The 20,292-nt window shown below is 41.7% G+C and carries 20 protein-coding genes; 4 read left to right on the top strand and 16 right to left on the bottom strand.

What is annotated here, in order from left to right; all coding sequences use genetic code 11:
* Position 1: 1 nt before the first annotated feature.
* The 12 genes from ACZ5AE_RS06265 to ACZ5AE_RS06210 form a co-directional block, all read right to left on the bottom strand.
* On the bottom strand, positions 2-1,201 hold the full coding sequence (locus tag ACZ5AE_RS06265; protein ID WP_464570506.1) for an acetylornithine transaminase: 1,200 nt from the start codon (positions 1,199-1,201) through the stop codon (positions 2-4).
* The gene (argB, locus tag ACZ5AE_RS06260) at positions 1,201-1,998 is read right to left on the bottom strand and encodes an acetylglutamate kinase (protein WP_464570504.1); all 798 of its coding nucleotides are present in this window, start codon (positions 1,996-1,998) and stop codon (positions 1,201-1,203) included. Before argB ends, ACZ5AE_RS06265 begins: the two co-directional genes overlap by 1 nt.
* 16 nt (positions 1,999-2,014) lie before the next feature.
* Positions 2,015-3,244: a bifunctional ornithine acetyltransferase/N-acetylglutamate synthase gene (argJ, locus tag ACZ5AE_RS06255; RefSeq protein WP_464570502.1), complete on the bottom strand. Its 1,230-nt coding sequence runs from the start codon at positions 3,242-3,244 to the stop codon at positions 2,015-2,017.
* Positions 3,245-3,308: 64 nt separating this feature from the next.
* Positions 3,309-4,346: an N-acetyl-gamma-glutamyl-phosphate reductase gene (gene argC / locus ACZ5AE_RS06250; RefSeq protein WP_464570500.1), complete on the bottom strand. Its 1,038-nt coding sequence runs from the start codon at positions 4,344-4,346 to the stop codon at positions 3,309-3,311.
* Between the two features lie 215 nt (positions 4,347-4,561).
* Positions 4,562-5,314, bottom strand: a complete 753-nt coding sequence (aroD, locus tag ACZ5AE_RS06245; RefSeq protein ID WP_464570498.1) for a type I 3-dehydroquinate dehydratase — start codon at positions 5,312-5,314, stop codon at positions 4,562-4,564.
* Positions 5,315-5,317: 3 nt separating this feature from the next.
* Positions 5,318-5,788 (bottom strand): shikimate kinase, encoded by a 471-nt coding sequence (locus tag ACZ5AE_RS06240; protein WP_464573560.1) that lies wholly within the window; start codon positions 5,786-5,788, stop codon positions 5,318-5,320.
* Between the two features lie 641 nt (positions 5,789-6,429).
* Positions 6,430-7,329: a nickel transporter permease gene (gene nikC / locus ACZ5AE_RS06235; protein WP_464570496.1), complete on the bottom strand. Its 900-nt coding sequence runs from the start codon at positions 7,327-7,329 to the stop codon at positions 6,430-6,432.
* Between the two features lie 12 nt (positions 7,330-7,341).
* Positions 7,342-8,349: an ABC transporter permease gene (locus tag ACZ5AE_RS06230; protein WP_464570494.1), complete on the bottom strand. Its 1,008-nt coding sequence runs from the start codon at positions 8,347-8,349 to the stop codon at positions 7,342-7,344.
* A 246-nt stretch (positions 8,350-8,595) separates the two neighbouring features.
* Entirely contained in the window at positions 8,596-10,212 is a 1,617-nt protein-coding gene (locus ACZ5AE_RS06225) for an ABC transporter substrate-binding protein (protein ID WP_464570492.1), read from the bottom strand.
* A gap of 51 nt (positions 10,213-10,263) precedes the next feature.
* Positions 10,264-11,232, bottom strand: a complete 969-nt coding sequence (locus ACZ5AE_RS06220) for an ABC transporter ATP-binding protein (RefSeq protein ID WP_464570490.1) — start codon at positions 11,230-11,232, stop codon at positions 10,264-10,266.
* Entirely contained in the window at positions 11,213-12,226 is a 1,014-nt protein-coding gene (locus tag ACZ5AE_RS06215; RefSeq protein ID WP_464570488.1) for an ABC transporter ATP-binding protein, read from the bottom strand. Before ACZ5AE_RS06215 ends, ACZ5AE_RS06220 begins: the two co-directional genes overlap by 20 nt.
* 280 nt (positions 12,227-12,506) lie before the next feature.
* The gene (locus tag ACZ5AE_RS06210) at positions 12,507-13,274 is read right to left on the bottom strand and encodes a MerR family transcriptional regulator (RefSeq protein ID WP_464570486.1); all 768 of its coding nucleotides are present in this window, start codon (positions 13,272-13,274) and stop codon (positions 12,507-12,509) included.
* 187 nt (positions 13,275-13,461) lie between these two features.
* Between ACZ5AE_RS06210 and ACZ5AE_RS06205 the strand changes: the two genes are divergently transcribed.
* From ACZ5AE_RS06205 to ACZ5AE_RS06190, 4 genes are all read left to right on the top strand, one after another.
* Complete coding sequence (locus tag ACZ5AE_RS06205; RefSeq protein WP_464570484.1) at positions 13,462-13,764, top strand: EthD family reductase; 303 nt, start codon at positions 13,462-13,464, stop codon at positions 13,762-13,764.
* A gap of 119 nt (positions 13,765-13,883) precedes the next feature.
* Positions 13,884-14,246: a DoxX family protein gene (locus tag ACZ5AE_RS06200; protein ID WP_464570482.1), complete on the top strand. Its 363-nt coding sequence runs from the start codon at positions 13,884-13,886 to the stop codon at positions 14,244-14,246.
* Between the two features lie 122 nt (positions 14,247-14,368).
* Complete coding sequence (locus tag ACZ5AE_RS06195; protein ID WP_464570480.1) at positions 14,369-15,439, top strand: GIY-YIG nuclease family protein; 1,071 nt, start codon at positions 14,369-14,371, stop codon at positions 15,437-15,439.
* 225 nt (positions 15,440-15,664) lie between these two features.
* Complete coding sequence (locus ACZ5AE_RS06190; protein ID WP_464570478.1) at positions 15,665-17,155, top strand: peptide MFS transporter; 1,491 nt, start codon at positions 15,665-15,667, stop codon at positions 17,153-17,155.
* Positions 17,156-17,202: 47 nt separating this feature from the next.
* On the opposite strand, the gene ACZ5AE_RS06185 is transcribed toward ACZ5AE_RS06190, so the two are convergent.
* The 4 genes from ACZ5AE_RS06185 to ACZ5AE_RS06170 all read right to left on the bottom strand — a co-directional run bounded on the left by ACZ5AE_RS06185 (position 17,203) and on the right by ACZ5AE_RS06170 (position 20,262).
* Positions 17,203-17,532 carry a nitrous oxide-stimulated promoter family protein gene (locus ACZ5AE_RS06185; RefSeq protein ID WP_464570476.1) on the bottom strand — a complete coding sequence of 110 codons (330 nt, stop codon included), beginning with the start codon at positions 17,530-17,532 and terminating at the stop codon, positions 17,203-17,205.
* A gap of 230 nt (positions 17,533-17,762) precedes the next feature.
* Complete coding sequence (gene pcaC, locus ACZ5AE_RS06180) at positions 17,763-18,143, bottom strand: 4-carboxymuconolactone decarboxylase (protein ID WP_464570474.1); 381 nt, start codon at positions 18,141-18,143, stop codon at positions 17,763-17,765.
* A 55-nt stretch (positions 18,144-18,198) separates the two neighbouring features.
* Positions 18,199-18,987 (bottom strand): N-acyl homoserine lactonase family protein, encoded by a 789-nt coding sequence (locus tag ACZ5AE_RS06175; RefSeq protein WP_464570472.1) that lies wholly within the window; start codon positions 18,985-18,987, stop codon positions 18,199-18,201.
* 36 nt (positions 18,988-19,023) lie between these two features.
* A complete protein-coding gene (locus ACZ5AE_RS06170; RefSeq protein WP_464570470.1) occupies positions 19,024-20,262 on the bottom strand; it encodes an alpha/beta fold hydrolase in 1,239 nt (412 codons plus the stop codon).
* Positions 20,263-20,292: the final 30 nt, after the last annotated feature.

The raw sequence follows: 20,292 nt of genomic DNA, 5'->3' as shown, positions 1-20,292 counted from the left end.
CTCACTCGCCTTTCTCTAAACTTTGGAACGTTTTTTCCAGCTTTATAGTAAATTCATTAATTTCTTCTTTTGTTACTGTTAACGGTGGTAAAATCCTTACGACGTGTGGGCCTGCTGTTAAGATTAAAAGGTTGTTTTCGATAGCTTTTTTGACAATTGCTGAAGCGTCAGTGTCAACTACCAAGCCTTTTAAAAGTCCTTTGCCGCGGATTTGTTTGATAAAAGCGTATTTAGTTGAAAGGCTCTCAAGCTGTAGATCGAGATATTCTGCCATTTCGTTCGCGTTGGTAAGTATGTTGTTTTCAAGGATATGTGTAACGGTTGCCAGTCCTGCTGCTGTTGCCAGCGGGTTGCCGCCGAAGGTGCTCCCGTGGCTGCCTGGTTCAAAGCCCTTTGCGGCTTCTTGTTTAGCGATGATGGCACCGATTGGGAAGCCCGAGCCAAGACCTTTAGCAACACTGATCACATCCGGTTCAATGTTGTATTGTTGGTAGGCAAAAAGTGTTCCGGTCCGTCCGATGCCGGTTTGGATTTCGTCAACCATGAGGAGGATCCCGTTTTCCTTACAAATCTGGTCGAGCTTTTGTACCCATTCCTGTAACGCCGGAATGACACCGCCCTCCCCTTGGACAAGTTCGAGAAGAACAGCCGCCGGCTTTATTTCGGCTAGCTCTTTAAGTGAATCCATATCGTTATATGGCAGGTAACTGAAACCTGGCATCAATGGTGCAAAGCCGTTTTGGATTTTTTCCTGGCCGGTTGCAGTTAAAGTAGCTAATGTTCGGCCATGGAAGGATTGATTGAAGGTCACGACTGTGGATGAGCCGCTGCCTTTTACTTTGTTTGCGTATCTTCTTGCAAGTTTAATCGCGGCCTCGTTTGCTTCCGCCCCGCTGTTGCAGAAAAAGACTTGATCGCCGCAGCTGTTGGCTGCAAGGAGTCCTGCTAACTTTTCTTGGTTTGGAATATTGTATAGGTTTGAACAGTGCCAAAGGTTTTGCAGCTGTTCTTCGAGTTTTTCTTTTATAACATCCGGTACATGGCCAAGGTTGCAGGTTGCAATACCGGAGGTGAAATCTAAATATTTTGTGCCTTTGTCGTCCCAGACGCAGCTCCCTTTGCCTTTTTCGAGAGTGACAGGGAAGCGTCCATAAGTGGGCATTACCGGTGAAATTTGAGAGACGGTATTATTGGCTGTCATTACGCTATCTCCTCTTCTAATACGATTTTTGTTCCTGTATTTTTTCCGTTCACGTAATCTAGCAAGCTGCTTTTTTCAAAACCGTTGATAATGGCCACTTCACTAATGTTATGGACAAGGCCATCAATGGCTGCTTTTACTTTTGGAATCATGCCGCCGTATATGGTTTTGTTTTCGATCAATTCTTCAATAATCGCTTTAGAAACTTTATCAAGCTTCTTCTTGGCTCCGTCTTCCTCAACAAGGATTCCTGGGATGTCGCTGATAAAGCATAGGTTAGCCTGGAGCGCCTTGGCGATGGCAGACGCCGCGATATCGCCGTTGATGTTGTAGCGCTGGCCGTTAGCGTCAATTCCGATTGGGGAAATGACTGGGATATAGCCTTGGCAGACGATTCCCTCTATAACATTTTTATTTACATCAACAACTTCCCCCACGAATCCAAGGGTTTGGGCGTTTGCTGCTGGTTCAGCTTTTAACAAACTTCCATCTACGCCGCTGACCCCAAATGCGGTACCGCCGACTTCTGCGATATTTCTAACAACCTGCTTATTGACCATGCCGCTTAATACCATTTCAACGATATCGAGGACATCATGGTTGGTTACTCGAAGTCCGTTCACAAATTTAGTTTCTATATTTAAACTTTTTAATAGTTGATTAATTAATGGGCCGCCGCCATGAACAATAACTGGAGTCCATTCACCTGATTCCTGCATCTTTACAATATCTTCATAAAATGACCTTGGCAGATTTTCTAACACACTTCCGCCACACTTAATGACTAGGTATTTCATTTTTTGACGTCCTCCTTTAAGTGCGGTAGGATGCGTTGATTTTTACATAATCATAAGTTAAGTCGCATCCCCAGGCGGTTGCACTGCTATTTCCTTGGTTTAACTCTACAAAAATTTGAACGGTATCTTGTTCTAAGTAACTCTTCGCTTCCGCTTCATCAAATGTGCATGGCAGCCCGTTTTCAAATACAGGAATGGAGCCTAATGCAACCTTTACTAGGTTTGGTTCAACAGGTACACCGCTGTAACCAATTGCCGTTACGATTCTGCCCCAGTTTGCATCTGTTCCGTAGATGGCAGTTTTTACGAGGTTAGAAGAAATAACGGATTTCCCTACTGCTCGTGCTGCGTCTTGATTAATAGCCCCGCTTACTTGAACTTCAACCAGCTTTGTAGCCCCTTCACCGTCACGGGCAATTTTTTTAGCAAGGGTTTCACTGACAACTTTTAATCCGTTTACGAATACATCCCAATCTGGATGGTCCTTTGTTAGTTGGTCATTCCCCGCTAACCCATTAGCCATGACTAAAACCATATCGTTTGTGCTTGTATCTCCATCAACTGTTATCATATTAAAAGTTTGGTTGGTAACTTCTCTAAGTGCTGATAAAAGGTCATCTTGTGCAATGTTTGCATCGGTTGTGACAAAGCCAAGCATGGTTGCCATGTTTGGATGGATCATGCCGGAGCCTTTCGCCGCTCCACCGATGCTAACTGTTTTACCGTCAATTGTGAACTGCACAGCAATGTGCTTTGCGCAAGTATCGGTAGTTAGGATAGCTTGCAGGAAGTTCTCCTCTGCTTCAAACTCCGGTTGAAGGATTTGGCTAATTCCTGTCGTTATCTTATCCATTGGCAGTAATTCGCCAATCACTCCAGTTGAAGTGACGGAGACTAGGTGTTCTTTGATATTTAATTGACTTGCAAACTCCTTTTGCATCTGGTAAGCGTCCTGAATGCCCTGTTCCCCTGTGCAGGCGTTGGCGTTACCGGAATTGACAATGATTGCTTGTGTCTTATTTTCTTTTGCGATGCTTTCTTGCGTCACTAATAGTGGTGCTGCTTGGAATAAATTAGTTGTGTAAACACCAGCCACATCAGCGGGAACCTCTGACACAATATATGCCAAATCAAGTCTTTTTCTTTTTACTCCGCAATGCATTCCGCCTGCTTTGTATCCCTGTGGTAATGTTATTCCTGCATTTTCTAAAACAACGATTTCGTTGGTTGATGTTGCTTGTGTCAATGTAATTTCCCCCTTTATGGTTCCCCTTGATCTTGTTCAATCAGACTAGTTAACTATCAATTTATTATGGATACATCGGGATATCTTGGAGACCTGCGCGCTCATCCCAGCCGTTCATTATATTTGCATTTTGGATTGCTTGCCCAGCCGCCCCTTTTACTAAGTTGTCGATAACGGATATGATCGTTAGGCGGTTTGTCCGTGGGTCAACATGAAGGCCGATATCGCAATAATTACTTCCCCAGACTTCTTTAGTTGCTGGTACTTTTCCGACTGGCCTTACCCTTACAAATGGTTTATTTTTATAAAAATCATCATATATATGATGAACATCTTCTGTAGTAACCTTTTCTTTTAGTTTTAAATAAATGGAACACATAATTCCTCGAGTCATCGGCACCAAATGCGTAGTAAAAGAAATCGTTATGGGCTGGCCGCTTTCGTCAGTGAGGACCTGTTCGATCTCTGGAATGTGCTGATGTGCGCCTAGTTTATACGCCTTTAGGTTTTCATTGATTTCGGCGTAATGGTTGGTGAGAGAAAGTCCCCTTCCCGCACCGCTTACACCCGATTTCGCATCAATTATGATAGAATCGCAGTCTGCAAGGTTTGATTTCAAGATAGGTATTAATCCCAGCGTAGATGCTGTTGGGTAGCAGCCTGGATTCGAAATTAGGTTCGCACTTTTTATATTTTCTCTATAAATTTCACTTAAGCCATATACCGCTTCATTCAAATAATTTTCAGGTGCGGGTGAATGCTTATACCAAGTTTCATATACTTCCGGCGACCTCAACCTGAAATCTCCAGACAAATCGATACATTTTATACCTGTCTCCACCAATTGAGGGACAAGGTTACTGCTGACACCGGATGGCGTTGCTAAAAATACAATCTCATTTTCTTTAGCAATATTTTGAACATCAAATTTTTCCAATGGTTGTTCTATGATCTCCGACAAATGCGGATAGCTTTCACTAAAGTTACTTCCTGCTTGAGAGTTAGAAATAACTGAACCAACCTCTAAATATGGATGCTTTTGTATTAATCTAATTAGCTCGATTGCTCCATATCCTGTTCCACCAATAATCGCTGCTTTCAATTCTTTCAACTCCTAAGTACCGTTAATAATGAATTATTATACATCCATATATATAATTATTCAATTAAAAAATCACATATTTTTCAGATTTAATTCTATTTTCAGGTATAAGTTTATGTAAACGCTTTCAATACTTCTTCAGTAAATATACAACTATTTATGCAAAAGATCATAAAAAAAAAGCCCAAATAGGGCCTGATTACTATGTATTCAATTTATTGATTTAACAAGCTTAACATTGTTCTTAATTCGTTAACGGCAATTTGTCCAGGCGCAGAACCAACCTTTGCTGCACCGAAAGTTAGTGCCGAACCAAATCTAGCTACACGAGTGATGGCCCCTTTTGGGCCCATTGAAATTGTAATAAACGGTCTGTCTGCATATTTTTCAAACATTGTATTTGTTGCATCCAACAAAGTTAGTACATCTTCATTTGTTTTAGGCATTACGGCAATTTTCGGGAGGTCGCCTCCAAGTTCCTGCGCCTTGCGTAAGCGTGATACAATTTCTTCCTTCGGTGGTGTTTTTTCAAAATCATGGTTGGAAACAATCACGAAGACATTGTGTGAATGAGCAGCGTTAATTAGTGTTTTAACATCCTTTTCTTCATTGAATAACTCCACATCAACCAAATCAACCTTGCCAGTTCGCATGATTTCCATATTTAAATTGATGTAATCGTCGGGGCTGATTTCCCTTTCTCCACCTTCCTTCGCACTTCGGAAAGTAAAGATTAAGGGAGTGTCAGTTAAAACACTTCGAATATTGTCTAGTGCCACTTTTACTTGCATGAAGTCCTCTACCTGCTCGAAATAGTCAACTCGCCATTCAACAAGGTCTAAGTCTAATGTCTTTAGTAATCTTGCTTCTTCCATTAACTGGGGCGTTGTTTTCCCTACCATTGGTACACATATTTTAGGCGCACCCTCACCTAACGTTAACCCTTTAACTTTAATTGTTTTCTTCATTACTTACACCTTCTCTAAAATTTCGTCAGCAATTTGCTCAGGAGCTTTGTTATCAGTACTAATCTTTATATGGTGGTTAGAATAAATTTCTCTTCTATTATTATAAAGCTGTTCCATTTCGTCGATTGTTTTTCCATGTAGGACTGGACGGCTATCAATGATAAGGTCTAACCGTTTTTTCCAGCATTCAAAAGAAATATCAAGTAAAATGACTGTAGCCTTGGATAAACAGATAGTGCGGATTTCCTCTTGAAGAAAGGCCCCTCCACCTAGCGAGAGAACCAAGTTTTTTTCTTCATTTAAGCTGGCAATTAGGCTTTTTTCCTTTTCTCTAAAAACCTTTTCGCCATGTACCTTAAATATTTGGGAAGGGGGCATTTTAAATTCTTCTTCAATTAATTCGTCTGTATCGATAAATTCCCGGTTGAGTTTCTCTGCAACAAGTTTTCCTACTGTGGTTTTACCTGCTCCCATAAATCCTATAAAAATGATGTTTTTATTTTCTGTGTTTTGGTGTTCCTCCAAAATTTCCAACCCCTAACTTTGATGATCCGCATTTATCTTATAAACGATTTATTAAAATGACAAACAGCCATTGTAAGGCTGAAACGGTGATTGAAATGATATGATCCATAACATTATCTCTTTTTTTTAGGCTCTTTTCGTAAAGTTTATTGTTTTTGGGAATAACACTGTCCGTTCCTTTCCGCTACAGGCGCTCAGCAAACCCGCGGGGAGGAAGTCGAGCCTCCTCGACGTTCCGTCTGCGGGGTCTCGACCTTTCCTCTATTTCCCGCAGGAGTCAAGCGCCTTTCGCTCCAATCCACTCGGTGTTTTCAATATAGTTAAAAGCAACAATCTCTGAGAAAAGAGCCTTTTATTAAATGAACCACCAGAAAACACAATATTATTTTCAAGGACATTTCGAGCATGTTCTATCCCCATTTTATCCTTCATGTCCTTATGAATGGCTTTATCTGTCGAATTACTTCAGCAAAGTCCTTCATCCTATTATGAAAGATATTTTACCAAAACACCATAATAAACTTAAATATTCTGCAAATTCCCCGAGCAAAGCCCCAAAAGAAAAGAGACCCCTCTAGGAGCCTCTCACGTTATTGTTTCATCTTCGGATCGAGCACATCGCGCAGTCCGTCTCCCATTAGGTTAAAGCCTAATACGGTCAGCATAATCGCCATACCCGGGAAAAACAATGTCCACGGTGCTTGGGTAATATAGTTCTTGGAATCAGCAAGCATTTTCCCCCATTCAGGCTCTGGCGGTTGGGCGCCTAATCCTAAGAAACCTAGTGCTGCGGCTTCAATAATCGCTGTTGCAATCGCCAATGTAGCTTGGACAATAACCGGGGAAATACTGTTTGGTAAAATATGCCTCAAGAGGATTCGAGAATCCTTCATCCCTATAGCTTTGGCGGCCATGATATATTCCTCTTGCTTGACGCTTAACACCTTCGAGCGAACAAGCCGGCCAAAGTTTGGGATATTAATTACCGCAATCGCGATTAGAGCGTTGCGTAAAGACGGTCCTAAAATGGATACTACTGCAATTGCTAATAGAATACTAGGAAACGCCAGCATGACATCAAAAACCCTTGAAATGATGGCATCCACCCAACGGCCGTAATAACCGGCAACAATACCAAGTAGAGTTCCAACTATGACAGATCCTAATACGGAAAAGAATCCAACCCATAAAGAAATTCGCGCACCAAATAAAATCCTTGAAAAGATGTCCCTGCCAAAGTCATCCGTGCCAAACCAATGCTTACTCGACGGGGCCTGCATCCGGTCGGCCAAAACTTGTTCCTTGAACCCGTAGGGCGCCACCCAAGGAGCAACAATAGCAATAACAATAAAAAATAGCACGATTCCCAAGCCAACAACGGCCAGTTTATTTTTATAGAAAGATTGCAAAGCTTCCTTCCATGGAGGTGTCAGCTTTTCTTCAGCAGGTACCACCGGGATGTCTGCTGTATTTTTAGCAAGTTCAGCCACATTAACTCCCTCCTACTTGTTATATTTAATCCGCGGATCAACAAAGACATACAGTAAATCCACAATTAAGTTAATCAATACGAAAATAGCCGCGATCAGCAAAATTCCTGACTGGATAACTGGATAATCGCGATACGCAATCGCGTCATATAGGTATCTTCCGATTCCAGGCCAGCCAAAGATCGTTTCTGTTAGAATCGCTCCTCCTAAGAGAAGGCCTGTTTGTAGTCCGATAACCGTTAACACAGGAATAATGGCATTTTTCAAAGAATGTTTATAAACTACCCAGAACATCCTTAAACCTTTCGCACGTGCTGTACGAACGTAATCCGAGCGCATAACCTCAAGCATGGTGGCGCGGGTCATCCGGGCAATGATTGCCATTGGAATTGTCGCCAGTGCAAGGCTTGGCAAAATTAAATGCTGAACAACGGTCCAAAATTGATCGAATCTGCCCTGCAGCAAGGTATCAATTAAATAAAGATTCGTAATCGCTGAAACAGGATCTCTTACATTTTCCCGGCCGGTTGTAGGCAGCCAGCCTAATTCAATCGAAAAAGCCCATTGCTCCATTAGACCGAGCCAGAAAATTGGCATCGATACCCCTACAAGTGCGAGAACCATTGCCACATAATCGAACCATGACTTGGAGAACCAGGCGCTGATGATCCCTGCATTTACACCGACAATGACAGCGATAATCATCGCAACCAGTGTGAGTTCAAATGTTGCCGCAAGATATGGCCAAATCTCAACGTTTATTGGACCTCTAGTTCTTAAAGAGGTACCTAAATCACCTTGAAAAAGCTGGCCAATATAATCGAAATATTGTATGTACCAAGGCCTGTCCAAACCTAATTCCCTTGTTAACGTTGCAATCGCCTCGGCAGTAGCCCTTTGTCCAAGGATCACCTGGGCAGGATTCCCCGGAATTGCATGGATAATCGCAAATACCACGAGCGTCATCCCGAATAAAACAGGGATTAAGGAAAGAATTCGGCGAACTGTGTAAGTAAACATTTGATTCACCTCTTTTGTTCAAAAGTTCTTTTCTAAAAGAATGCTGTTTCGTTATTCGCTAATAGAACCTCGAAATTCGCTAATAAAGTGCCTTAATTCGTTAATAGAACGTTAATATCCGCTAATAGAACTCAAAAATTCGCTAATACAGCGTAGTTTTATACTTATCTGAACCCTTAAAGACGACAAAAGTACCTTTTGTTGATAAAAGGGGAGGAAAAAAACTCCTCCCCCATTTAAAATGGATTATTTAAAGTACACTTTTGTCAAAGCTTCAGAACCAGTTGGGTGCGGCAGATAATCTGCAACATCTTTAGATGCTGCTAACAGCGGTGTTGAGTGAACAAGCGGAACCCATGGAGCGTCATCGTGAATGATTTCCTGAGCTTTCTTGTAAAGCTCGTTACGCTTAGCTTGTTCTGTTTCGGTCTGCGCTGCAATCAATACATCATGAAGCTCGTCATTGCTGTATTGAGAGTAGTTATTGCTGCCGATGCTGTCTTTATCAAGCAATGTGTATAAGAAGTTATCAGGATCACCGTTGTCGCCAGTCCAGCCAAGCATGAACATGTCAAACTCGCCTTTAGCGGCCTTATCTAGATAAGTAGCCCAGTCAACAGATTGAATCTTTGCTTTAACGTTGATTTTCGCTAAGTCTGCTTGGATAACCTCTGCAACCTTTTGTGCTTCAGGCATATAAGGACGTGCTACAGGCATTGCCCATAGGTCGATTTCAAAGCCTTTCTCATAGCCTGCTTCTTTTAATAATGCTTTTGCTTTTTCTAAATCGTAATCATAATCCTTAATGCTATCGTTATAGCCTTCAATGGAAGGAGGCATCGGGTTCTTCGCTGCAAGAGCCTTTCCGCCGTAGAATGCTTTGATAATATCTTTCTTATTAACAGCATGGTTGATTGCTTGACGGACAAGCTTGTTATCAAATGGCTTACGAGTAGTGGTTAATCCAAGGTAACCAACATTCATAGATGGGCGTTCAATTACTTGAAGGTTGTCATTTCCTTTAACTGTTGCTTCGTCTGAATTGTTCAGACCGTCCATAACATCGATTTCGCCATTAGCAAGAGCATTTAGACGTGCAGTGTTTTCCGGAATAACACGGAAGACTACTTTGTTTAACTTAGGAAGACCTTTTTGCCAGTAGTCTGGGTTCTTTTCAAGAGTAATCGTGTCGTTTTGCTTCCACTCAACGAATTTGAATGGACCTGTTCCAACCGGATTTTTTCTAAAGTCGTCGCCGTATTTTTTCACAGCTGTTGGGCTGGCGATACCAAATGGAGACATAGCCAGGTTCTTTAAGAAAGGAGCCTGTGGTCTTTTTAAAACGAATTCTACAGTGTACTGATCCACTGCTTTCACTTCTTTAATGACGTGGCCTTCATCAGCCTTATAGCCGCCAAACATTGTGTAGTACGGGAATTGATCTTCGTTCCCGTTCATCCAGCGGTCGAAGTTGAAAACTACAGCATCAGCATTGAAGTCTGTTCCGTCATGGAATTTCACGCCTTCTTGCAGCTTGAATGTATAAGTTAATCCATCATCGGAAACCTTCCATTCTTTAGCAAGACCAGGATGAAGAGTGGTATCTTGGTCACCATACTGCAAAAGTGTTTCAAAAATATTCTCCGTAACTTTGAAGGCTTCCCCTTCAGTTGTGGTGATTGGGTCTAAAGATGTGGAGTCACCGCCACGGCCATAGACTAGCGTATCCTTTGCTGAACCGCCGCTAGCAGCAGGCTCTTTCTTGCCGCCTGTTTCTTTGGCCGTATCGCCGCCGCAGCCTGCTAAGAACATGCTGAGGGCCAATAAGGAAATCAACAGCAGTTTAATTGACTTTTTGCTCATAAGCGTTTTTTTACCCCCTAAAGCTTTTTTATTTATCATCAATGCCGCCTATTACTTGTTATACAAATGACAGGCAACAAAATGACCATTAAGATTGTGTTCTGTTGGTCTAGTAGTTTTACAAATATCCATACATTCCCCGCATCTTGTGTGGAAGGCACAGCCTGAAGGCGGATTTGCCGGACTTGGCAGTTCACCTTCTATTAAAATGGTCTTCTTTTTGATATCCGGGTCCGGAATCGGGACTGCGGACAGCAGTGCTTTCGTATACGGATGCTTAGGATTTTCATAGATTTCCTCACTGCCAGCTAACTCTATCAATCTTCCTAAATACATCACGCCAACGCGATCGCTAATATGGCGAACCACTCCTAGGTCGTGAGCGATAAATATGTAGGTTAACTGGAACTCTTTTTGGATGTCCTTCATCAAATTAAGGACCTGTGCTTGAATCGAAACATCGAGTGCGGATACTGGTTCGTCGGCAATGATTAGCTTTGGCTTTGTCATAAGTGCTCGGGCAATGCCAATCCGCTGGCGCTGCCCGCCGCTGAATTGATGCGGATAGCGTTTCGCATGATAGCTGCTCAAGCCTACTACCTCTAGCATTTCCTTAACGCGTTTTTGGCGTTCCGTTCTTGTCCCAATTCCGTGCACAATTAAAGGCTCTTCGAGAATTTGCTCTACCGAATGCCGAGGGTTCAAGGATGCATATGGATCCTGGAAAACCATCTGGATATCGCGGCGGACCTTCCTTAATTCCGCATTCGACATACTTGTAATCTCTTTATCTTCAAAAACAATTTTTCCATCACTAGCTTCAATTAAGCGCATAAGCAATCGCCCGGTCGTTGATTTGCCACAGCCGGATTCGCCTACGATGCCTAAAGTTTCACCTTTTTTTACATAAAAAGAAACATCATCAACGGCCTTTACTTCACCTTGTTTTTTTCCAAAAAGTCCGCCTGTGATTGGAAAGTACTTTTTTAGACCATTAACCTCAAGAAGTAACTCCGACATGTTTGTCACTCTCCTCTTTCAATGTATGTAGAAAACAGCGCACTTCATGTCCGTCTTTTTCCGATTTAAATAATTGTGGAGAATCGGTATGACACTGATCAAATGCTTCCGCACATCTGGCGGCGAAGCGGCAGCCATTGTGAACAGTGCCTGGTACCGGAACCGTGCCCGGAATGCTGTAGAGGCGTTCTTTCTTTCTTCTCAAGTCTGGAACCGATTTCAATAATCCTTTTGTGTAAGGATGCTGCGGGTCTTTTAGAATTCTTCTGACATCTCCCTGCTCAACGATTTGTCCGGCATACATGACGACGACACGTTCACAAATTTCCGCGACAACACCCAAATCATGCGTAATAAGGATGATGGAAGTGTTCGTTTTTTTATTCAAATCATTCATTAAAGCAAGGATTTGCGCCTGAATGGTGACGTCAAGTGCCGTTGTTGGCTCGTCCGCAATCAGGACTCTTGGGTTGCAGGCCATCGCCATGGCAATCATCACCCGCTGCCGCATGCCTCCTGATAATTGATGCGGATGTTCTTTTAAAATCCCTTCCGCTCTCGGTATTCCAACTAGTTTAAGTAATTCAATACTTCGGACTCTTGCCTCTGCCTTAGAAAGGTCCGTATGTAAGCGAATGGCTTCCATCAGCTGATTCCCGATGGTAAACAGCGGATTCAAGGATGTCATCGGCTCCTGAAAAATCATCGAGATTTGGTTACCGCGAATTTTCCGCCACTCTTTTTCTGTTAAATTAGTTAAATCAGTTCCATTAAAAATAATTTCGCCCTTTTCAATTTTCCCCGGCGGCGATGGAATCAAGCCCATAGTTGACAAGGAGGTAACACTTTTACCGCTGCCGGATTCCCCTACAATTCCTAGGATTTCGCCTTCCTTAAGTTCAAAACTAATCCCATCCACTGCAGGTAAGAGCTTTTTTCCGGATTGGAATGATACTTTTAAATCGTTTATTCGAAGAATGGAATTTCTATCCATACTAACACCTGCCTGACTAGACTATTATTTACAATTAAATGACGTTCTGAAATATTATAATATAATAAATTTTAAAATTATTATGACATAAGTCACCCTGTAAGCGCTATCTAAAAATGTCATTTCGGGAAAATTTTTTAAAAAGAGGAAAAAACAGGGGTACCACTTTAAAGCGTTAAAGCGGAAAGAAGCGGAATAACAAAGGCAATTTAATCCGGTAACGTAAAGATGCCAGGCCTTGCGTTTCATATATTACGCATTGTTGGCCTGGCCAAATTGGTTAATTATTTTTTATACCAGTATAGATTTGAATCGCATCTCTTAGAAATTCGGCTGTACCGGGCTGGTCTTTGTCATAGTAGGCTTTGAATCTTTCATCATCAACGTACATTTGCGAGAGTCCAGCATGGGCCTCTTTGCTATATTCCTTCCAGTAGTAGGTGAGCCAACGCTTGTGAAGATCTGCTGCTTTCTGTCCCATCTCTCCTGCCGAGTTGCCCGTTTTCATAGCCTCTACTAAGGTGGTTTTAATTTCTTCGGCTAACGCGGTAACCTCTTGATATTGCTCCTCAGTCATATTCATAACCTTGGCATTCGATTGATTAACCGCATCATCGCCATACTTGGCGCGGACTTCCTTGCCATATTTTTTCTCATTTTCATCTATCATTTTCTTCTTGAAGCCTTCGAATTTTTCTTTATTAGACATCTTTAATCTCCCTTCCGTCATCGCGATTGTCTTTTCAACATTCGCTATTATCAAGTCTAATTGTTCCCGCTTTTCGAGGAGCTTTTGGCGATGTACCATGAGTGCTGCGGCACCATCGAAGGAAGGGTCCGTTACAATCTCCTTGATTTGGTCGAGACCAACGCCTAACTCCCGGTAAAACAGAATTTGCTGGAGCCGATCCACTTCTGCCTGGCTGTAAATTCGGTAACCCGATGAATTGATTCTTGCCGGCTTAAGAATCCCAATTTCATCATAATACCTTAGCGTCCGGGAGCTGACCCCCGCCATACTCGCAAGCTTTTGCACCGTATATTCCATGCCTTTCACCTCCTCACCAACCACGATACACCTTTACGCAACGTCAATGTCAATCACTAGTATGCCTATATTTTTAAAAATTTCTTTGCAAAATTTGTCGAGCAGTTTAAATAATAATTGGTCTTTTCTTCCTTTATAATGAGAGGGTGATTGTACTATTTTAAGAGGTCGAAAGGGGATAGCTGCGATGGCTAAATTAGTTGTTATTTATGACCAACCGAAGGATCAGGAAGGTTTTGAAAACTATTATTTCAATGTTCATATTCCTTTAGCAGAAAAACTACCTAATATAACAGGTGCGGAGATTCACCGCGTTTTGCAAAAGCAAAACACGAGCGATAACCAATATCTTCTTGCTGAACTGCATTTTGAAAACCCAGCCATTCTAGCTCAGTCATTAGCATCCCCAGAGGGCCGTGAAGTCACTGCAGACGTAGCCAATATGATGCAATTTCTGAACAAACCACCAGTTGTTTTAATCGTGGATTAATAAATAAGGAGATTAACAAACAGCAGGCACAAGTGCCTGCTGTTTGCTTATTCTTTGGAATCTATCTGTCATTGTTTGTCCCCATTATTGCATATGTATTACAAAGGAGGCGGACAAACATGCATACTTCATTTTCAACTATGAATCTACTGCGCTATTCGGTCGCATACGTGTTTATCATCTCGGGTTTAATGAAACTACTTAACACTGATTTAAGCAACCATTTTTTTAGCCTGGGCCTGCCCTATCCTCAGCTCATGTTAAAGCTTGTCATCATTTTAGAAATTGGTTGCGGAGCTTTAATCCTTGCGGGTAAAGCTGTAAAAAATGCTGTCATACCCTTAATCGCAATCATGATAACGGCAATTTTATTAACGAAGCTGCCGGCGCTTAACACAGGGCTTTTGCAATTTGCTTTTAACGCCCGTTTAGACATCGTCATGTTAGTTCTATTAATCGCTTTATACAAACGAAGTCCATGATTAGGTTTACCAGATTGTTAATGCAATCTGGTTTTTTATTTATAGGAAATATTAGACAGAATCCACGATATATTTCCTATGATAAAATTATAGAAACAATATGGTTCGGGAAGGAAAAAAACATGGATTTAAAAGAAAAGGTAAACAATCTCCCCATCACTCCCGGGGTTTATCTGATGAAGGATTCTGGCCGCCAAATCATCTATGTAGGAAAAGCCAAAAATCTGAAGAATCGAGTTCGGTCCTATTTCCAGCATTCCAAGGCACATTCTAAAAAAACGCTAAAACTCGTTTCTACGTTAAAGGATTTTGACTACATTCTGACCGATACAGAGTTGGAAGCCTTTCTGCTGGAATGCCAATTAATAAAAGAAATCAAACCTTATTTTAATAGAAAAATGAAAAACCCGCAGAACTATTCCTATATCGTCGTGGGAATGGACGAGCGTTATCCTACGCTTGAAGTAACAAATGTTTGCATTGAAAATGACGGAAACCTTTATTTCGGACCGTTTATCAGTAAGTTTGCAGTGGAAAAAGCGGTCCAGGTGATCAAGGAATTTTTTAAAATTAGTTGCAGCAACCGTTCCATAGGAGGTTCTCCGTGTTTGAATCATTCTCTCAGTCTCTGCATAGGTTTGTGCACTGGAAATGTCCCAAGAGAAATTTATGATTCAATTTTAAACCGCATTATTGCTTTGATTAAAGGAAATGACTTAAGCCCGCTTCAGGAAATGGAAGAAAAAATGGCAGTTGCTACGGAGCAATTGGATTTTGAACTTGCCGCAAGGTATAAAGGATATATCGAGGCAATCAGTTTCCTTCATTATAAAGAGAGTGTCATTGATTTTGCAGAGGCCAATCAAAATATCGTCACGATCGAATTTCTGGATGACCGCAGCTTTAAACTTTTTTTAATCAAAGGCAGCACGGTGTTATTTTCAGAGAAATATTCGCTTGAAGGAACGGATGTCGTTGCAACGGTAAGGTCGAATATCCTGAACTTTTTCAAAGGTGCCAGGGATAAAACTCCCCTTATTGTCCACAAAGAAGACCTTGATGAAGCACAAATTATTTATAGCTATTTAACGAGTAATCATGTCAGTTACGCTATAATTCCTGATGCTTGGCTTACCTCACAGGATCACACTCTCACGAATGAGACAATTCTAAAATTGCTAACAAAGCCCTAGAAATCTTGAGGGCTTTTTATTTGGCTAAATTATCCAAAAGATGCCAAGATATTAACTTATCCGAAAATAATTACTATTTCAAAAAAACTTTCTTTTTACGTAATTACTTTCAGAAAATACGATAAAATCAAGGTTTTTAACTATTTTGCAATCTAATTCCAAAAAAAAGATTTTGACCATTCATAACTTTAAAAGTATTATAGAATAACAAAAGGAGGTAGATTTATGTCAAACATAAATAAACAGAAAATTGTGGACAGTGTACCTCAGAAGGGTTTTTTCGGTCACCCAAAAGGACTATTCACACTGTTCTTTACAGAGTTTTGGGAACGCTTTTCTTATTATGGAATGAGAGCAATTCTCGTATACTATATGTACTATGAAGTTTCCAAGGGCGGCCTTGGAATGGATCAAACTCTGGCATTGTCTATCATGTCCATTTACGGATCGTTAGTTTACATGTCCGGAATCATTGGCGGCTGGTTGGCTGACCGGATTTTCGGTACATCAAAAGCAGTGTTCTATGGCGGTATTTTAATCATGTTTGGTCATATTGCACTAGCCATTCCGGGCAGCATTTCATTATTCTTTGTTTCCATGGTATTAATCGTACTTGGAACTGGGTTACTAAAACCGAATGTTTCCACCGTGGTTGGTGATTTGTATGCAGAGAACGACAATCGTCGTGATGCAGGTTTCAGTATTTTCTATATGGGGATTAACCTTGGGGCCTTCATTTCACCATTAATCGTAGGATCTCTGATGGATGTCAGTTTCCATCTAGGCTTCGGTATTGCCGCTATTGGTATGTTCGTAGGATTAGTAATGTTTGTTTTAACAAAAAAGAAAAACCTTGGATTAGCTGGTACTACAGTTGCAAACCCACTGTCACCTGCTGAAAGGAAAAAAGTCTTTACTTATATTGGATTAGGCATAGTCGTGATTGCTGTAATTTGCGCCATTGCAATTTCTAATGGCTCTCTAACATTTGAAACCTTTGTTAACCTAATTGGTATTTTGGGTATCTTAATTCCTACTTCGTATTTTATTGTTATGTATCGCAGCAAAAAAACAACATCTGTGGAACGCTCCCGTTTAATTGCTTATATCCCGTTATTTATCGCATCTGTAATGTTCTGGGCGATTCAAGAGCAGGGTTCAACGATTTTAGCAAACTATGCGGACAAGCGCACCCAGCTTGATTTTGCAGGAATTCATATTTCTCCAGCATGGTTCCAATCTTTAAACCCATTATTCATTATTACATTAGCGCCAGTTTTTGCATGGCTTTGGGTAAAGCTTGGAAAAAAAGAACCGAATATTCCACAAAAGTTTTCATTAGCATTATTGTTAGCAGGTTTATCATTTATCGTCATCTTGCTTCCTGCCTACTTTGGCGGAACAGATTCTTTGGTAAACCCATTATGGTTAGTGCTTAGCTATTTAATCTGCGTACTTGGTGAATTGTGCTTATCACCAGTTGGATTGTCAGCTACAACTAAGCTGGCGCCCGCTGCGTTCTCAGCCCAAACAATGAGCTTGTGGTTCTTATCAAGTGCTGCTGCTCAGGCAATCAACGCACAAATTGTTAAGTTCTACACTCCAGAAACCGAAATGGCCTATTTTGGTACAGTCGGCGGTGCTTCATTAGTACTAGGTATTATCCTATTAATGCTTGCACCTAAGATTCAAGGGTACATGAAGGGCATTCGATAATTTTTATAAAAGAAAGGGTGTCTGCCAAGTATCGGCAGACACCTTTTTTATCTTTTATTTAGTAAATGTTTTACGCCATAAATAGGGTGATACAACAGCATCCACGGGCCGGAGCAGCGCATGACGGCTTTGATTTTTTGCCGGTAGGATGGTTTATAACAGTGAACTTTACAATGGGAGCAGGATGATTTCTCCTCACCAAAGCGGCAGAAGGATAGCCTTAACATACAGTAATTTTTCAACTCCTGACATTCATTGCACAAACCATTGGGATGCTTATGTTTGTGGCGGCAGTAAATCTCAATCATTTGCTTGACGCTTTCTTTTTCCTTTTGGATAACTGGACCAGTGTTTGGTTCTATTAAACGAGCTCCCATGTTAAAAACCTCCTACCTTTGATTCATCTCTTTCCTCTAACATACCATGAAATCTAATTTGCAGATGGAAAACTTTTTACAATTTCCGCACATTTAGAAGCAATAGACAAGCGGCCAACCCGTCTTTACCACCTTACCTATAATGACAAAAAAGCACTCATTTGGAGTACTTTTTGTCACAAGAATTTATGAAAAAAGACCGGACAATTCCGATCTTTTGAGTATGAACCTTATTCCTTTTCCATCGCCGCAAATACTTCTTTTGCTGTTCTGAAGCTGTCAATTGCTGCGGGAACACCACAGTAGATGGCCGTCTGCAGGAATACCTCTTTAATCTCATCCTTTGTTAGGCCGTTATTGAGCGCTCCTCTCACATGCAGCTTCAGTTCATGCGGGCGATTAAGCGCTGTAATCATCGCAAGGTTAATAATGCTTCTCGTTTTTCTATCAAGGCCCGGTCTGCCCCACACCTCTCCCCAGCAATATTGAGTGACCAATTCTTGCATTGGCATATTAAAATCATCCGCATTCTGAATGGATCCATCTACATATTCAGCACCTAATACACTTCTTCTAATTTCTAATCCTTTTTCAAATAACTCTTTATTCATGTTCATTTCCCCTAACTATTATTTTATTTTTCATGCGATGCACGGACTTAAAACGTTAAGCAATTCTTACTGCTATATCCTCCAACCCTTCGACTGCTGGGAACTTTTCCATTACCACAGGGTCATGACCTGGGATGATCAGGTCCGGAGACTCGGCCAGGTCGTTGACAAAGTCAAAAGCATCGTACATCTGGGCAAGGTTGGCGACGATTGAACTTGGCCGGTCTTCTTGGATGTTTTTATAGAAATGGCTCACATCCGAAGCAAGAATAACTTTTCCTTTTTCCGTCCGTACCTCAACCACCTGCAGCCCTTCGGAATGCCCACCCGTTTTATGTACATAGATTCCCGGCAGGATTTCCTTGCTTCCGTTGACAAACTTGACCCTGCCTTTAAAATTTTCCTGTACCAAATGCACCACGTCATCCGGCCTTACATGGTGCAGAAACTCTTTTCTAGACGCATATTTGCCTGTCCAAAAGGCCATCTCTGCTTCCTGAACGATAAATTGTCCATTCGGGATTTTATCCGCATTACCCAAATGATCGTAATGCATATGGGTAATGACTATCTGCGAAACTGAGTCGACAGCGACGCCAAACTCCGGCAGGATGCTGATCGGGCAGCGCAGAAACGTGCGATTTCTTTTCTTTGCCTCCTCTTCATTGAATCCTGTATCCACAACAATTGCATGCTCATCCGATTTTATAAGCCAGACGAAATAATCCATGGTCATCGAAAAATCTTCATGCGGATCGGCTGGACCATGAAAATAGCTGCTGTACACAGCGTCGCGAGTCGCGTATTTGATCGCATATACCTCATACTTAGGCGCTTCCTTCATTATCTTTTGGGCCTCCTATTTATCAGCATTTGCCTCTCATAATCTAGAGATCTCGTTTAACACAGGTTCAAAGTACTTCAAGAAGTCCCGTGGATTTTCAGACATCGGAAAGTGTCCCATTCCCTCCATCTTGATGAAGGAACCGCCTAATATATCAGCTGCTTCCTTGCTCATTTCCGGTGTACAGGAATAGTCATATTCCCCAGTTAAAATCCAAAGCGGGCATTGTGTTTTTCCGATGTTTTTCGTTACCTCAGGAAAATCATGGCTATAAAAATACGTATCGCCCTGATAGATACCAGGACCTCCCTGAGAATATTCCCAAAGCGCCAAACGACGATAGTATTCTGGACTATCCGGCGCCATTAATCCATCTACCCAGGAAGCTAGAAAGTTACCTGCATGTACCTGCGGATGGTATGTCCATGATACTTTTCTTCCTGCCCGGCCAAAGCCACCCTCCAAGGAAACAACCCCTTTAAACAGGTCGCCATACTCAGCGGCAAGATACAATACAATCGCACCGTCCATGGACGATCCGGAAATGACCGGCTTTTTATCATAAAGATCGGTAGCTTTCATAAACGCCATAATCCACTTCGTATATAATTCCGTGGTCAGTTGATATTTTTCCTCCCACCAGCGGTTTGGCGGCGAGGACTTCCCGTGGAAAGGAAGATCAAAGGCGTACATGTGCCATTTTTCCTGCAACTTCTTATTTCCAAGCAGGAATTTATACTGTCTGGAGTCCGAACCCGCTGTATGAAGGAAAATAATCGGATGTCCTTGTCCAGCCTCTTCATAATAAGTGGTGAACGTTTCGCCATCTGCTTCAATATTGACGTAATGCCCTTTGATGGTTTCCGGTGAGAATTCGGCTTCCGTTAATAACGGCTTCGTCTTAACCGGTTGTCTGGCTAAACACAAGATTCGTTCCACAATCTTTATAGACTGGGCCCAAGCTAATCGGTTTCCTTCCACCTCTACACCAGGTACATTTGCAACCATAGCCTGAAGCGTATTATGAAAAGCTGGCGGCAGGTCGGAGATGAATTTAAACCAAGCATGTTCCGGAACGATGATCGTAAAATCCCAAACATCATCAATCGTAAACTGTTCCTGTAAGGTGATGGATTCTTTCTCCACCGTCCATAGTTTGTTATGCTGCCCATGCTTTAATAGGAAACGAAAATTATGAGATCCTAGCAGACTGCGAAGCTCTTTATCTTCCTGTACCCGATTTTCCCATGTATCGATCCTCATGATTTTTACCATTAATGGTACCCCCTTCGGACTAGATTTCTC

The sequence above is a fragment of the Neobacillus sp. S1227 genome (genome assembly GCF_055385255.1).
This window is presented reverse-complemented; position numbering and strand designations above follow the sequence as displayed.

Bases quoted from the DNA above. Each gene is read 5' to 3' on its own strand.
- ACZ5AE_RS06265 (WP_464570506.1), bottom strand. From the start codon at position 1,201: ATGACAGCCAATAATACCGTCTCTCAAATTTCACCGGTAATGCCCACT.
- argB (WP_464570504.1), bottom strand. From the start codon at position 1,998: ATGAAATACCTAGTCATTAAGTGTGGCGGAAGTGTGTTAGAAAATCTG.
- aroD (WP_464570498.1), bottom strand. From the start codon at position 5,314: ATGAAGAAAACAATTAAAGTTAAAGGGTTAACGTTAGGTGAGGGTGCG.
- ACZ5AE_RS06240 (WP_464573560.1), bottom strand. From the start codon at position 5,788: ATGGGAGCAGGTAAAACCACAGTAGGAAAACTTGTTGCAGAGAAACTC.
- ACZ5AE_RS06230 (WP_464570494.1), bottom strand. From the start codon at position 8,349: ATGTTTACTTACACAGTTCGCCGAATTCTTTCCTTAATCCCTGTTTTA.
- ACZ5AE_RS06225 (WP_464570492.1), bottom strand. From the start codon at position 10,212: ATGAGCAAAAAGTCAATTAAACTGCTGTTGATTTCCTTATTGGCCCTC.
- ACZ5AE_RS06220 (WP_464570490.1), bottom strand. From the start codon at position 11,232: ATGTCGGAGTTACTTCTTGAGGTTAATGGTCTAAAAAAGTACTTTCCA.
- ACZ5AE_RS06215 (WP_464570488.1), bottom strand. From the start codon at position 12,226: ATGGATAGAAATTCCATTCTTCGAATAAACGATTTAAAAGTATCATTC.
- ACZ5AE_RS06210 (WP_464570486.1), bottom strand. From the start codon at position 13,274: ATGGAATATACGGTGCAAAAGCTTGCGAGTATGGCGGGGGTCAGCTCC.
- ACZ5AE_RS06205 (WP_464570484.1), top strand. From the start codon at position 13,462: ATGGCTAAATTAGTTGTTATTTATGACCAACCGAAGGATCAGGAAGGT.
- ACZ5AE_RS06200 (WP_464570482.1), top strand. From the start codon at position 13,884: ATGCATACTTCATTTTCAACTATGAATCTACTGCGCTATTCGGTCGCA.
- ACZ5AE_RS06195 (WP_464570480.1), top strand. From the start codon at position 14,369: ATGGATTTAAAAGAAAAGGTAAACAATCTCCCCATCACTCCCGGGGTT.
- ACZ5AE_RS06190 (WP_464570478.1), top strand. From the start codon at position 15,665: ATGTCAAACATAAATAAACAGAAAATTGTGGACAGTGTACCTCAGAAG.
- ACZ5AE_RS06185 (WP_464570476.1), bottom strand. From the start codon at position 17,532: ATGGGAGCTCGTTTAATAGAACCAAACACTGGTCCAGTTATCCAAAAG.
- pcaC (WP_464570474.1), bottom strand. From the start codon at position 18,143: ATGAATAAAGAGTTATTTGAAAAAGGATTAGAAATTAGAAGAAGTGTA.
- ACZ5AE_RS06175 (WP_464570472.1), bottom strand. From the start codon at position 18,987: ATGAAGGAAGCGCCTAAGTATGAGGTATATGCGATCAAATACGCGACT.
- ACZ5AE_RS06170 (WP_464570470.1), bottom strand. From the start codon at position 20,262: ATGGTAAAAATCATGAGGATCGATACATGGGAAAATCGGGTACAGGAA.